15 protein-coding genes are annotated in these 12,599 nt (G+C 41.5%); 3 read left to right on the forward strand and 12 right to left on the reverse strand.

Features of this window, described 5'->3' with window-relative positions; all coding sequences use genetic code 11:
- Positions 1–160: 160 nt before the first annotated feature.
- From lgt to EQJ87_RS04065, 3 genes are all read right to left on the reverse strand, one after another.
- Positions 161–946, reverse strand: coding sequence for a prolipoprotein diacylglyceryl transferase (lgt, locus tag EQJ87_RS04055; RefSeq protein ID WP_130123453.1), 786 nt, complete (start codon positions 944–946; stop codon positions 161–163).
- Positions 947–1,029: 83 nt separating this feature from the next.
- Positions 1,030–1,956 carry an HPr(Ser) kinase/phosphatase gene (gene hprK, locus EQJ87_RS04060; protein ID WP_130123454.1) on the reverse strand — a complete coding sequence of 309 codons (927 nt, stop codon included), beginning with the start codon at positions 1,954–1,956 and terminating at the stop codon, positions 1,030–1,032.
- An 86-nt stretch (positions 1,957–2,042) separates the two neighbouring features.
- The gene (locus tag EQJ87_RS04065; RefSeq protein WP_130123455.1) at positions 2,043–2,219 is read right to left on the reverse strand and encodes a DUF3272 family protein; all 177 of its coding nucleotides are present in this window, start codon (positions 2,217–2,219) and stop codon (positions 2,043–2,045) included.
- Positions 2,220–2,365: 146 nt separating this feature from the next.
- On the opposite strand from EQJ87_RS04065, the gene EQJ87_RS04070 reads away from it, so the two are divergent.
- A complete protein-coding gene (locus tag EQJ87_RS04070; protein ID WP_130123456.1) occupies positions 2,366–2,812 on the forward strand; it encodes a GtrA family protein in 447 nt (148 codons plus the stop codon).
- Positions 2,813–2,859: 47 nt separating this feature from the next.
- Here the strand turns inward: EQJ87_RS04070 and EQJ87_RS04075 are convergent, their stop codons facing one another.
- Together EQJ87_RS04075 and EQJ87_RS04080 are read right to left on the reverse strand one after the other, a co-directional pair.
- A complete protein-coding gene (locus tag EQJ87_RS04075) occupies positions 2,860–3,753 on the reverse strand; it encodes a YihY/virulence factor BrkB family protein (RefSeq protein WP_130123457.1) in 894 nt (297 codons plus the stop codon).
- A 70-nt stretch (positions 3,754–3,823) separates the two neighbouring features.
- Positions 3,824–4,678: a methionyl aminopeptidase gene (locus EQJ87_RS04080; RefSeq protein ID WP_130123458.1), complete on the reverse strand. Its 855-nt coding sequence runs from the start codon at positions 4,676–4,678 to the stop codon at positions 3,824–3,826.
- A 478-nt stretch (positions 4,679–5,156) separates the two neighbouring features.
- Between EQJ87_RS04080 and EQJ87_RS04085 the strand changes: the two genes are divergently transcribed.
- Positions 5,157–5,600 (forward strand): flavodoxin, encoded by a 444-nt coding sequence (locus EQJ87_RS04085; protein WP_130123459.1) that lies wholly within the window; start codon positions 5,157–5,159, stop codon positions 5,598–5,600.
- An 84-nt stretch (positions 5,601–5,684) separates the two neighbouring features.
- Here EQJ87_RS04085 and EQJ87_RS04090 read toward each other — a convergent pair whose 3' ends face one another.
- A complete protein-coding gene (locus tag EQJ87_RS04090) occupies positions 5,685–6,011 on the reverse strand; it encodes an inorganic diphosphatase (protein ID WP_130123460.1) in 327 nt (108 codons plus the stop codon).
- Positions 6,012–6,072: 61 nt separating this feature from the next.
- Positions 6,073–6,879: a TrmH family RNA methyltransferase gene (locus EQJ87_RS04095; protein WP_130123461.1), complete on the reverse strand. Its 807-nt coding sequence runs from the start codon at positions 6,877–6,879 to the stop codon at positions 6,073–6,075.
- A gap of 121 nt (positions 6,880–7,000) precedes the next feature.
- Here EQJ87_RS04095 and EQJ87_RS04100 point away from each other — a divergent pair, with 121 nt between their 5' ends.
- Positions 7,001–7,294: an acylphosphatase gene (locus tag EQJ87_RS04100; RefSeq protein WP_130123462.1), complete on the forward strand. Its 294-nt coding sequence runs from the start codon at positions 7,001–7,003 to the stop codon at positions 7,292–7,294.
- A 105-nt stretch (positions 7,295–7,399) separates the two neighbouring features.
- Here the strand turns inward: EQJ87_RS04100 and serB are convergent, their stop codons facing one another.
- From serB to glyA, 5 genes are all read right to left on the reverse strand, one after another.
- Positions 7,400–8,041, reverse strand: a complete 642-nt coding sequence (serB, locus tag EQJ87_RS04105) for a phosphoserine phosphatase SerB (RefSeq protein ID WP_130123463.1) — start codon at positions 8,039–8,041, stop codon at positions 7,400–7,402.
- A 1-nt stretch (position 8,042) separates the two neighbouring features.
- Positions 8,043–9,233, reverse strand: coding sequence for a 3-phosphoglycerate dehydrogenase family protein (locus tag EQJ87_RS04110; RefSeq protein WP_130123464.1), 1,191 nt, complete (start codon positions 9,231–9,233; stop codon positions 8,043–8,045).
- On the reverse strand, positions 9,230–10,327 hold the full coding sequence (serC, locus tag EQJ87_RS04115; protein ID WP_130123465.1) for a 3-phosphoserine/phosphohydroxythreonine transaminase: 1,098 nt from the start codon (positions 10,325–10,327) through the stop codon (positions 9,230–9,232). Before serC ends, EQJ87_RS04110 begins: the two co-directional genes overlap by 4 nt.
- Positions 10,328–10,443: 116 nt before the next feature.
- On the reverse strand, positions 10,444–11,046 hold the full coding sequence (locus tag EQJ87_RS04120) for a lysozyme family protein (RefSeq protein WP_130123466.1): 603 nt from the start codon (positions 11,044–11,046) through the stop codon (positions 10,444–10,446).
- Positions 11,047–11,221: 175 nt separating this feature from the next.
- A complete protein-coding gene (gene glyA, locus EQJ87_RS04125; protein WP_130123467.1) occupies positions 11,222–12,472 on the reverse strand; it encodes a serine hydroxymethyltransferase in 1,251 nt (416 codons plus the stop codon).
- Positions 12,473–12,599: the final 127 nt, after the last annotated feature.

Below are 12,599 nucleotides of genomic sequence, written 5' to 3' on the forward strand. Positions count from 1 at the left end.
CTCCTTTATTGGAAAGCTAAACTTTCCTTTTCAATCTCTTTTTTATGAAAGCGATTGTAGTTTGACTTTATTATAACAAATTATTGAATGATTTTCTAATATTACTTGCTGCTTTTTTGGAAAGAAATGAGAAAAAACTGCCAGCGATGACAGTTTTTTCTTAGGCTTTTTTAATTCTTCGAGTGATAAAGAGAAGGATTCCAACAACGACGAGGAGGACAGAGAGCCATTGCGAAACGCGTGCAGGGCCTAACATAAGGCTGTCGGTACGCATTCCTTCCACAATGAAGCGGACACTTCCATACCACACGAGGTAAAAACTGAAAATATCTCCTGCTAAGAGGCCTTTGATGCGATGGCGCAAAAGCATGATAAGAATAAATCCACTCAGGGTTCCTATACTTTCAAAGAGAAAAGTAGGCAGTCGGTAGTGACCATCAATAAACATTTGATTGCGGATAAATGAGGGAAGCCAGTCAAGGTTAGAAACAATTTTACCGTAGGCTTCTTGATTGACAAAATTGCCCCAACGTCCCATTGCTTGAGCTAGTAAAACGCCTGGAATGACAATATCCAGCAAATCCAGTGGATGAATCATGCGGTAGTAGCTGAAAACAAAGAGGACAATGGCACCCATAATCAAACTGCCATAAATGGCGCCGCCACCATCCCACATCGCAATGATTTGGCTGGGGTGCTGACTATAATAGCTCCATTCAAAGGCAACGTAATAAATTCGCGCACCAACAATTCCAAGGGGAAAAGCAAAAAGGACGAAATCAATGATATCATCAGAAGTCATTTTGCGGCGAGGGGCTTCTTTGCAGGCCAACCAAACGGCAATTGCTGCGCCAGTGACAATAAATATGGCATACCAGTGAATCGCTAGTGGCCCAAGCTGGAGCGCAATTTTGTCAATCGCTATGTAGGGAAATATATTATTCATAGTTTTAGTTTTTTATTATTTTTGAGTCTTTTGAATTGCGTCAGCATTTTCTCTGGTGACATTTTTGCTGACGAAACTTATTTTTACTCTTTGTTGTGGCTGATTAAGTTCGTCAGACGGTCTTCAAAAGTTTTTGTGGCGTCAAAGCCCATTTGTTTGGCTCTAAAATTCATAACGGCTGCTTCAACAATGACGGAAACATTACGCCCTGTTTTGACTGGAATGCGGGTTTGGGGCAGCTCAACGTCAGAAAATTTGACGAGGGCTGGGGCATTTCCAAGACGGTCAAAATTCTTTTCTGTATCGTAGTATTCAAGATAAATGGCCATATCAATGTCAGTTGCGTCTTTGACTGCACCGGCACCAAAAAGGCTCATGACGTCAATAATCCCAACGCCACGTATCTCAATCATATTGCGCAAAATCTCGGCAGGTTCGCCAGAAAGGGTGAAGGCGTCACGCTGAAAAACGTCAACACGATCATCGGCAACTAGTCGGTGGCCGCGTTTGACCAACTCCAAACCTGTTTCTGATTTCCCAATTCCGCTGGCTCCTTGGATGAGGACACCAACGCCAAAAATATCCATAAGAACGCCATGAACAGTGGTTCTTTCGGCTAATTTTTCATCGAGAAATGAGGTTAAAATGGAGTTCAAACGGCTCGTCGCTTCACGTGATTGAAGTAATACAATGTCTGATTTTTTGGCGGCAGCAATCATTTCGCTTGGAATTTCCAAATTACGCGCGACAATTACAACGGGTGTCTGCGAGGCCATGACTTTTTTGAGCAAGTCGTAGCGATTGTCACCGACGACTGTCATCATGTAAGACCACTCTTTCATCCCAAAAAGTTGAATCCGCTCAGGGGTGAAATAATCAAAATATCCAGCCATTTCAAGACCCGGACGCATGATTTCTGAAGTCGTAATCTCTTTTTGCAAGGCTGTTTCTGTTGAATAAATGACATTAAATTTAATTTTATTGAGCAAATCTTGAACTGAAACCGACATTTTTTCTCCTGTCTTGTTGACATCAGGAAAATTTACTGACTTTTGTCTTTAAAAATTCCTTTTTCTATAATAAAATGAGGATAAAATTATAATTTCATCCCACGAATCACTTTGTCCAAACGGTGAGCCAAAAAAATTCGGCGCACAAGAAGCACCCCAAAAAATGTGGCAAAAAACCATGAACTTGAAAGGAAAGTCCAGCTGAAAATCCAAGCTTCAATAACTGTTCCAATCATAAAAGAATAAAATCGTTGTTTTGGCATGACTCTATTATGACATTTTTGAGCCAGTGATGTCAATATTTAGCCATTTAAAATGAAAAAATCTGAAAACGGATTATTTTTTCCCAAATTGGCTGTCTTTTTCAAGCAAAGTTGCCCTTTTTTCTTTTGTGCGTTATAATATAAAAATGAAAAAAATCATGACTTTTCTTAATTCAGAAACTTTCCGTTACTTACTTTTTGGAGTTCTTGCGACGGCCGTGTATGCGGCTGTGAAATGGCTCACTTGGCAGGCTTGGCATTCTGGCTGGGCTTCCGAAACGGCTGCTCAATGCGCCAGCATCATTTTTGCTTTTTTCACCAACAAACGCTTTGTTTTTCGTCATCAATCGACGCATTTGCTTCGAGATTTCATCAGTTTTGTTTCGGGGAGAATCGTGCTTTTGCTGCTGTCCATTCTGGTCAACTGGTACTTTATTGACCAACATCCGCAGCTTTTGATGTCGCTTTTGCATTTATCCAAAAATCATATGGTTGCGCTGTTGAACCTTGTGATGCAAATCCTAATTATTGTCATCAATTACCTTTACTCCAAGTTTTTTGTTTTTCGAAAAGGAAAAAAAGCAGCTCATTAGGCCGCTTTTTTTAGAGAAAATGCTGACGTAAATTGACGTCAGCATTTTTATTTTCTAATTTCTTTGATAAATTCAACAATTTCACCACGGCGGGTTTCGATTTTGCCCAATTTTGTCTTCTGATAAACAGCATTCAAAATTGCGCCAATTATCAGCACGCGCGCAATAAAAATAAACCAAATCATCAGCGCAAAAACAACCAAAGACCCAATCAATTTCAAGTCATCCAGCTGATTGAGCGCAAAAGTGACGTATTTTGCCACCCAGTTGGTCAGAAAAACCAGAACAAAGGTGGAAAAAATAGTTCCCGGCATGGTATAGCGCAATTTTCTAATTTTGACATTGGGTAAAACGAAATACAGCAACATCAAAGATAGGAAAATCGCAACGGCAACAGCCGGCAAGGTCATATTGTGCAAGGTGCGGTAGAGATTTTGGTCAAAAGGAAACAGATGATGAATCTGCTCCAAAATCAATTGTCCAAAGGTTGACAAGACGATGGAAAAATACAAGAAAAGTAAAATCGCAAAGCCCGACACCAAGCCAATCACTCGACTGACAATGAAATCTCGATGATTGAACACCTCATAAGCTTTGTTCATCGCCATTTGCAAAGCCGATAGAGCTCTCGAAAATGTCCACAAACCTGCCACGACCGAAACAGAAAGTAAGCCCGTATTACGCTGCCCAAGCAGGTTGTTCACTACTGGCGCGACGCCGCGGTAAATGTCACTTGGCAAATTATCCGACAAAAAATTCATCAAGCCTGAGCGATCAATCTGCAAGAAAGGCAAAATATTTCCAACGATCAAAACAAGAGGAAAAATTGCCAGCAAAAGATAGTAAGCCACAGCGATTGACGACAAGCTCATCTCTGAGCTTTTGAAAAAAGCCATGAAAGTCGCTGTAAGTTCACCGATTTTTTGGATAATCTTCTTCATGTTTCCTCTCATTTCCAATTTTTTCTGCCGAAATCGCTGACGAAAATTTTCGTCAGTAAATTCTCTAGGTTTAGTAAGTGCCTTCTTCGCCTTGGGAAGTCAAAATAACAGGCCCGTCTTTGGTAATGACAAACTGATGCTCATATTGGCATGATAGGCTACCGTCAAAGGTCACATAGCCGCGTTCGCCGTCATGATCGATTTCCCAGCCGCCCGTATTAATCATTGGTTCAATGGTCAAAACCATGCCTTCGCGCAAACGCAAACCGCGCCCTGGGCGACCATAATGGGGCACCATTGGTTCTTCATGCATGGTTGGCCCAACGCCGTGACCGACCAAATCACGCACGACACCGTAGCCTTTGCCTTCAGCGTATTCTTGAATGGCTGCGCCAATATCACCGATACGATTGCCGACTTTAGCCTGTTCAATCCCACGGTAGAGGCATTCTTTGGTTACGTCCATCAAGTTTTTAACTTCGTCAGAAACCTCACCGACCGCATAAGCCCAGCAAGAATCGGCCACGCCGCCACGAAACTCTTCTTGGTATTTAACCATTGATTTGGCATCGTCAAAGTCAAGTTTTGAAACGTCCACAGAGCCGTCTTCGACCAAGCCCAGCACCATGTCCACTTTAATCAAATCACCCTCTTTGAGCATTTGATGACGCGGAAAGGCGTGCGCCACTTCGTCGTTCAAACAGCAGCAAGTCGCATAAGGGAAAGGATTGTAGTTACCTTCATCCACACCGATTTGCAAAGGAAGAACGTTTTTTTCTTTGCAGACGCGACGGACATATTCTTCAATTTCCCACATATCGATGCCTGGTTTGATGAGGTCACGCAGGCCGATGTGAATATCTGCTAAAATTTTGCTTGAGCGTTCCATTTGTTCAACTTCACGTTGAGATTTTAATGTAATCATTTTTTTCCTTTAAATTATTGACCCTTTAGTGGTGAGCTAAGTGAACTTAGAACTTTCTTTGCCACTAAAGGCCTTGTGATTTTATGTTTTATTTTTTGAAGTGACGCATACTTCATCAGAGAATAAATTGAATTTACTGGGGTTACTGAACACTTACAAGATAGTATTTATCGCTTTATCTGTAAGTATTTTCTCCAACAATCATGAGCCTTTTCAAAAACTATTTGATAAGAGGTGGGTCTGATCCATCAAACACCTGCTCTTAGTGTAAATACACTTTATTTTAACATAAAATAGACCAGTTTCGCCATTTTTTCTATTCTTTCAGGCCTCTGGAGAGTTTGCAAATGAGACGTGTTTGGCTCCTTTTGGTGATTCGTGATAGTTTTGAAGTTTGATTTGAGCTGATTTTTGATATAATTAAATTGAATTATTTTCAAAGAAGATTTTTAGATTTACCCAAAAGGAGAATAAATAAATGCCTTTAGCAAAAATTGTATATGCAAGTATGACTGGAAATACGGAAGCTTGTGCGGATATTGTGGCCGACAAACTTGAGGAATTAGGTTTCGAAGTTGAGCTTGATGAATGTTCTTCGGTTGATGCCGAAGATATGGCTGATGCTGATCTTTGTATCGTCGGGACTTACACTTATGGCGATGGCGAATTGCCTGACGAAATCGTGGATTTCTACGAGGAATTAGCCGATGTTGACTTGTCTGGAAAAATCTACGGTTGCTTTGGATCTGGCGATACTTTCTACGATGATTTCTGTATCTGTGTGGATATGTTTGAAGCTCAGTTTGAAAAAACAGGAGCGACAAAAGGCGCGGAACTTGTGCGTGTTGACTTGTCCCCAGAAGACGAAGATGAAGCTCACTTAGAAGCTTTTGCCGAAAACTTAGCTGCTCATTTCAACTAAAAAACTAGAAAAAATGCTGACGGAAATTTTCGTCAGCATTTTCTCTTGTGCGCGGTCAAAAAGCGCAAAGCGTCAGCATTTTTTTCAGTCCACCAGTTCAATTTCGCTGTCAAAATACTGTTCTTGAAAGTGAACGCTAGCTGCGATTTCGTCTTTGGTGAACGTTTCGCCTTCGCTGGTCAGCACCCATTTGTCCTCCACATCATCTTTGCGGTGGATAACAGCGATGAGCTTGCCTGTGAAGCTGGTCAAGGGCTTTTGATTTTCAGGCAACTTGGACAGAACGTAGACGTCTTGTTCTTCACCATCACCAGCTATCAAGCCTTCGATAAAGCCATAGTTGAGCGGATAAGCCTGCCCATGATGCACATAGCCCAGCGGGCGATCCATAATTGCTTTGTAAATTTTCATTTGACCTCCTAACATCGCTCTGCTTCTCACACGTTTTTAACCAAGATTCATTTTTAAATACTCACAATGAAAACATCAAAATTCCAGCTGCGACACCGACATTGAGCGACTCAGCTTGTCCTGGCATATCGATATGCACCAACTGATCCGCCATCTCCACTGCCAAATCAGACACGCCAGCGCCCTCATTTCCCATCACCAACGCAAAACGCGATGGACTGACGGTTTTATGACTCACCGAATCTGCCGACAAAGTCGTTGTCAACAGCGATAAACCTGACTTTTTAGCCGCAGCAAAAGCGGTTTCGGCGGACATTTTGACCACAGGCAAATGAAAATTTGAACCTTGCATTGACCGCATCACTTTGGGACTGTATGGATCTGCTGTTTCTCCCAACAAACATACCCCGTCAAATCCAGCTGCATCAGCGGTGCGCACCATTGTTCCAACATTTCCAGGATCTTGGACATTTTCCAAAAGCAAATATTTCGCTGCAGAAAAGTCAAGCCACTCTTCAATTTTGGCAACTTCTGCAATCAAACCTTGAGGGCTGTCACTGTCCGCTAAAGATTTCAAAACATCCTTAGTCACCACATTGATACGCAGCTTATCGGAATTTTTCGTCAGCATTTTCTCTAGCTCAAAAAGGGAATGAGAATTTTCGTCAGCAAAAAGGGCAGTCATTTGGCCCAGTTTCTCGAGTTTCCCCTCCTCCACAAAAATCTGCACAACTTGTCGCCCAGCTTTGAGCGCCTCTTCCAGCAGATGAAAGCCCTCAATCAAATAAGAATTTTTCCGATATTTTTTCGTCAGCAATTTTCGCGCTGCTTTAACTTTTTTATTGTCTTTTGCACTGATAATTTCCATACAGCTATTTTATCAGATTTTTGTCAAACTTGCTCGCGCTTGTGGTATAATATAATAAAAACGTTTTCAAAAACAAGAACTCAGCAGCTTTTCAAATTTTAAAAATTAAGGAGTAAAACATATGCTCAAAGTAAAAATGACGGTTTCCGGACGCGTCCAAGGCGTTGGTTTTCGCTATTTCGTCATCACCACAGCACGCCAATTAGGCATCTTTGGGCGCGTGTGGAACAATGATGACGGCACCGTCGGCATCCTCGCTCAGACCCCTGATGCCCAAAAATTAGCCCAATTCACCGCCCTTGTCCGCGGAGAAAAGTCAGCAAAAGGCCGACTCTCTCCCTTTGCCAAAGTCACCTCTCTCGAATCCAGCCCAGCTTCCTTCCCAGATTTTACTGATTTCAATATCAAATACTAAGAAAAAATGCTGACGAAAATTTACGTCAGCATTTTTTCTATTTCCAGAGCATCCTTGACAAATCCGTCAGTATTTTTTCTAACAAAATGCTCATCAAAAATTCCGTCAGCCCATTTTCTCCACAAAATCAAGTGTTTTTAACAGATTCCGCTCATCAATTTGGTGCGAAACAGCCGCACGCACCGCCGGCTTAGCACAAAAAGCAATCCCAGTCCCAACAGCTTGGAGTAGCGGAATATCATTTGCACCATCGCCCAAAGCAACAACATCAGCCAAACTCAACTCATTTTCAGCCGCCCATTGCCTCACTTTGTTCAATTTTGCTTGCTTATCCACAATCTCCCCATGCGTTTGGCCCACCAGTCGCCCATTTTCCACAGCCAAACGATTCGCAAACACACAATCTAACTTCAATTCTTCTGCCAATTTGTCCACAATTTCATGAAAACCACCCGAAACAACACCGACTTTCCAGCCTTTTTCATGCATGATGTCAATCAATTCACGCGCACCTCTTGTCAGATGCACCTCCTTGTAAACCTCATCAAAAATTGTCGTCGACAGCCCCCCAAGCAAAGCGACGCGCTCCACCAAGGCTCCCCGAAAATCCAGTTCGCCGCGCATAGCCGCCGCCGTAATTTCAGAAATCTGTTCACCAAGACCAGCCTTTGCCCCCAAAAGATCAATCACTTCCTCATCAATCAGCGTGCTATCCACATCCATTACCAGTAAACCTTTTGCCGTCATCTCATCCCTCATTTTTAATCAAACGCACACGCACAACATTGTCCGCCGCTTCAAAACGAGACACCAGAGCAGCAAGCTTAGCCTCATCCTGCTCATCCAAGTCAAGCAAAGTGTATGCAAAATCCCCCTGACCACGATTGACAATATTAGCAATATTAATATTTTCTTCCGCTACCGCCATTGAAAGATTCGCCACAACATTTGGCACATTTTTGTTAATCAAAGTCACCCGATAAGGCGTCGTCAATTCCTGCAAGACCCGCGGAAAATTGACCGAATTAATAATTTCACCCGTTTTCAAATAAGTTTGCACCGAATCCAGCGCCATACGCGTACAATTCAAGCCCGCTTCAGCCGTTGACCCACCCAAATGAGGCGTCAAAAAGACTTGAGGATGATGATAAAATTTCTCCGAACCAAAATCTGTCCCAAAAAAGCGCACAATTCCCTCATCAATCGCTCGCAAAACCGCATCCTTATCAGTAATTTCATCACGTGCATAATTCAGCAAAATCACACCCTTTTTACACTTGGATAAATTCTCCCAGTTGAGCATTTCTTTTGTTTCATCCGTTGCTGGCGTATGCACTGTGATATAATCCGCCCGCTCAAAAATTTCAGCCAACTCATTCACCCGTTTCACATGATGAGACAAATTCCACGCGTGCTCAATCGAAAGATAAGGATCATAACCAATTACCTTCATCCCCAAACGTTGCGCATCATTGGCCACACGAGAACCAATGTTCCCAAGCCCAATCACGCCCAAGGTTTTCCCAGAAATTTCTGAACCAGAAAAAGCTTTTTTCCCATGCTCAACCGCTGCATCAATCGCTTCATCTGTCCCCTTTTGAGCCGTCAACCATTTATTGGCCGGTTTCAAATTGCGAGTCCCAAAAATCATCATCGATAAAACCAACTCCTTAACAGCATTCGCATTGCCACCAGGAGCATTAAAGACAACAATCCCCTTACTTGCGCACTTTTCAATAGGAATATTATTAAAACCAGCACCAGAACGTCCAATCGCCAAAAGAGATTTTGAAAATTCATAATCATGAAAAGGCTGAGCTCGACAAATAAAAGCATCCGCCAGCTCCTCTGGCACTTGATTCACCAAAAATCCTTGCCCCACCTCATCCAAAGCAGCTTGGTCAATATTATTTCCAATCGTTTTAATCTGATAAGTCATCTGTATTTTTCCTCAAATTCTTTCATAAATTTAATCAGCTCAATCACACCTTCCAAAGGAAAAGCATTGTAAATACTCGCACGCATCCCCCCAACCGAGCGATGCCCTTTGATATAATTAAAGCCTGCATTTGCAGCCTCTTTGGCAAATAAAGCATCTAATTCTTGACTAGGACTCGTAAAAACAACGTTGCAAATTGAACGTTGCGCTCGATTTACCACAGGATTTTGGTAAAAGCCTGATTGATCAATATAATCATAGAGCAGTTGCGCTTTTTTTCGATTATTCGCCTCAAGCGCCTTAACTCCCCCTTGTTTTTTCGCCCATTTAAACACCAACCCAGCCAAATAAATCGCAAAAGTAGGCGGTGTATTATACATCGAACCATTTTTGGACAAAATTTGATAATCCATCATCGAAGATAAAGTCGAATGAGCATTCAACAGATCCTCACGGACAATAACAAGTGTCAAACCAGCAGCGCCCAGATTTTTCTGAGCCCCCGCATAAATCAAGCCAAACTTCTCCACCTCATAATCCACAGCTAAAATATTTGAACTCATATCTGCGACCAAAGGAACATCAGCCCCCTCAGGCAAAGCTTCTGGATAAACCGTCGTCCCCTCAATTGTATTATTCGTTGTCAAATGAAGATAAGCCGCGTTTTTCTTATCAATCTGACACTCATCAATATTGACAAGTCGCTTATAAGCTTCCGCTTCAGTTGAACCCAAACTAATCGCTTCTAAATTCAAAAATTCACTCAATTTTACCGCTTCATCATAAGCTTTTTTCCCAAAAGCACCCGAAATTGCGTAATAAGCTTTCTTGCCCACTGCTAAATTAAGTGGCACCATCGAAAATTGCGTGGAAGCTCCTCCTTGTAAAAAAAGCACCTTATAATTTCCAGGAATCCCCATCAACTCACGTAAATCTTTCTCAGCTTCATCAATGACCTTTTGAAAATTCTGCGAGCGATGTGAGATTTCCAAGACTGACATCCCTGTATTTTCAAAATCAAGCAAATCCTTTTGAGCCTTTTTCAATACCTCCTGCGGAAGTACACTTGGCCCAGCACCAAAATTATAAACCATAACACTCTCTTTTCCAAAAACTACGACTATTTTATTTCTTTTTATTATACTACAATCGTCTGAAAATTTAAACAAGAAAAAAACCACTGAGCTAAACATTACTCAATAGTTTTTTCTTACCAATCCAACAAATCCAATAAAAACATATTCCACTCCACTTCCTTGGCATAGAAAATATTCCCACCGTTAGAGTAGAGTTTTCCCTTGTTATAAAGAAGCGAATCCACCGTCAAATGATAGTAGGTCTCCCCCGTCGTATTCCCTAAACTGGGCGCAACCACCTCACGTGAATAAGTCTTGGATAGAGCAATCGTATTTTTACCTCCATGACGCGCAATGTAATCCACATAAGCACTTCCATAATTATAAGCTTGAACGCCTGTCCACACATCGACTTGTTTTTCAGAAGCGTATTCCAAAACTTTCGAAAGATTAGCAATTCCTTGCTGAATACTTTCTTCCTCTGTCGAAATTTCATTTGCTTTGCCATTCAAACTTTCGCTTGATTGCATAATATCGGCTTTTTTACCTTTTGTTTCCGTATAGATAATCGCTAGAGCAAGTCTTGTATCCCCACTCAGCCCTTGTGCTTTCAAACTTTTCTCTACCGCTGCTTCATAAGTCATCACGTGTTTTACATTTTTGTGCGCACGGTAAACATAAAAACCACCGCATGCAATCAGCACCAGCATTATCATCCCTATCAATTTTTTTAACATTATCACTTACCTAGTTTTTTTCTGGCTGTTTCTTTATTGAATTTTCTCAATTTCATCTATCACAGTTCATTTTTTACAGCCTTTACATTTTACATTATATCATTTCTATTTTAAAATGACCTTAATTTTATCATAAAAAAATCAAGCTAATGATTAGCTTGATTTTGTTCGTTTTTTAATACAAAGGGAAGCGTTGAGTGAGTGCTAAAACTTCTTTTCTCACTTCTTCAAGAATCCCTTCATCATCATGACCAACCAGTGCTTTCGCCACCAATTGGGCTACTTGACGCGCCTCATTTTCTTTAAAACCTCTTGATGTTATCGCCGCTGCTCCAATACGCACACCTGAAGTTTTAAAAGGAGATAAAGTTTCATCTGGAATAGCCTCTTTATTGAGCGTGATATGAACTGTATCCAACAAATCTTGTGCTTCTTTACCGTTGATTCCTAAATCTAAGACCTTTAGATTTAACAAGTGATTATCTGAACCTCCAGCAATCAAACGCAAACCATCCACTTTAGCAAATTCTTCTGCCATCGCTTGTGTATTCTTAATGACCTGATTGATATAATCCGTAAATTCAGGCGCCAGAGCCTCTTTAAAGGCGACAGCCTTCGCAGCAATCACGTGTTCCAATGGCCCACCTTGCAAGCCAGGAAAAATCGCCGAATTGATTTTCTTTGCCAAACCTTCATCATTGGTCAAAATCATTCCACCACGTGGGCCCCGAAGTGTTTTATGCGTCGTGCTTGTCACCACCTCAGCATAAGGGATTGGACTTGGATGCGCTCCAGTCGCTACAAGCCCTGCAATATGCGCCATATCAACCATCAATTTTGCCCCTACTTGATCAGCAATATCACGGAATTTTGCAAAATCAATCACTCGTGAATAAGCCGATGCACCAGCTACAATCAATTTAGGCTGTACCTCTTTAGCAATCTTTAAAATTTCATCATAATCCAAAAGTTCGGTCTGAGGATTGACACCATAGGCCACAAAATGATACATTTTTCCAGAAAAATTCACCGAAGCCCCATGAGTCAAATGCCCCCCAGCATTCAAATCCATCCCTAAGACCGTATCGCCAGGCTCAATTAGGGCCATATAAGCCGCAGCATTAGCTTGAGAACCAGAGTGAGCTTGCACATTGGCAAATTTAGCCCCAAAAAGTTCCTTTGCCCGTTCAATTGCTAAATTCTCAACAATATCAACCGCTTCTGTCCCACCATAGTAACGTTTCCCAGGATAACCTTCGGCATACTTGTTCGTCAACACTGAACCTTGAGCAGCAAGAACTGCTTTAGATACAATATTTTCAGAAGCAATTAGCTCAATATTTTGCTCTTGGCGAACTTCCTCGGCATGAATAGCAGCCCAAAGTTCTGGATCAAAGGTCTCAAAATCTTCTTTATCAAAAATCATAATATTCTCCTAAATCTGTCATTAGTTCTATTATATCGGCTCGGGCTATTTTTTTGAAACAACTCGCCTTGAAAATCAGATATTTTTATTAACAGAAGATTTTTGAACAGAATTCTTTTAAATTAGC

This window comes from Lactococcus sp. S-13 (assembly GCF_004210295.1).
Taxonomy (GTDB): Bacteria; Bacillota; Bacilli; order Lactobacillales; family Streptococcaceae; genus Lactococcus.

Coding starts and splice junctions, on each gene's coding strand:
- lgt (WP_130123453.1), bottom strand. CDS start 946: ATGAATAATATATTTCCCTACATAGCGATTGACAAAATTGCGCTCCAG.
- hprK (WP_130123454.1), bottom strand. CDS start 1,956: ATGTCGGTTTCAGTTCAAGATTTGCTCAATAAAATTAAATTTAATGTC.
- EQJ87_RS04065 (WP_130123455.1), bottom strand. CDS start 2,219: ATGCCAAAACAACGATTTTATTCTTTTATGATTGGAACAGTTATTGAA.
- EQJ87_RS04070 (WP_130123456.1), top strand. CDS start 2,366: ATGAAAAAAATCATGACTTTTCTTAATTCAGAAACTTTCCGTTACTTA.
- EQJ87_RS04075 (WP_130123457.1), bottom strand. CDS start 3,753: ATGAAGAAGATTATCCAAAAAATCGGTGAACTTACAGCGACTTTCATG.
- EQJ87_RS04080 (WP_130123458.1), bottom strand. CDS start 4,678: ATGATTACATTAAAATCTCAACGTGAAGTTGAACAAATGGAACGCTCA.
- EQJ87_RS04085 (WP_130123459.1), top strand. CDS start 5,157: ATGCCTTTAGCAAAAATTGTATATGCAAGTATGACTGGAAATACGGAA.
- EQJ87_RS04090 (WP_130123460.1), bottom strand. CDS start 6,011: ATGAAAATTTACAAAGCAATTATGGATCGCCCGCTGGGCTATGTGCAT.
- EQJ87_RS04095 (WP_130123461.1), bottom strand. CDS start 6,879: ATGGAAATTATCAGTGCAAAAGACAATAAAAAAGTTAAAGCAGCGCGA.
- EQJ87_RS04100 (WP_130123462.1), top strand. CDS start 7,001: ATGCTCAAAGTAAAAATGACGGTTTCCGGACGCGTCCAAGGCGTTGGT.
- serB (WP_130123463.1), bottom strand. CDS start 8,041: ATGACGGCAAAAGGTTTACTGGTAATGGATGTGGATAGCACGCTGATT.
- EQJ87_RS04110 (WP_130123464.1), bottom strand. CDS start 9,233: ATGACTTATCAGATTAAAACGATTGGAAATAATATTGACCAAGCTGCT.
- serC (WP_130123465.1), bottom strand. CDS start 10,327: ATGGTTTATAATTTTGGTGCTGGGCCAAGTGTACTTCCGCAGGAGGTA.
- EQJ87_RS04120 (WP_130123466.1), bottom strand. CDS start 11,046: ATGTTAAAAAAATTGATAGGGATGATAATGCTGGTGCTGATTGCATGC.
- glyA (WP_130123467.1), bottom strand. CDS start 12,472: ATGATTTTTGATAAAGAAGATTTTGAGACCTTTGATCCAGAACTTTGG.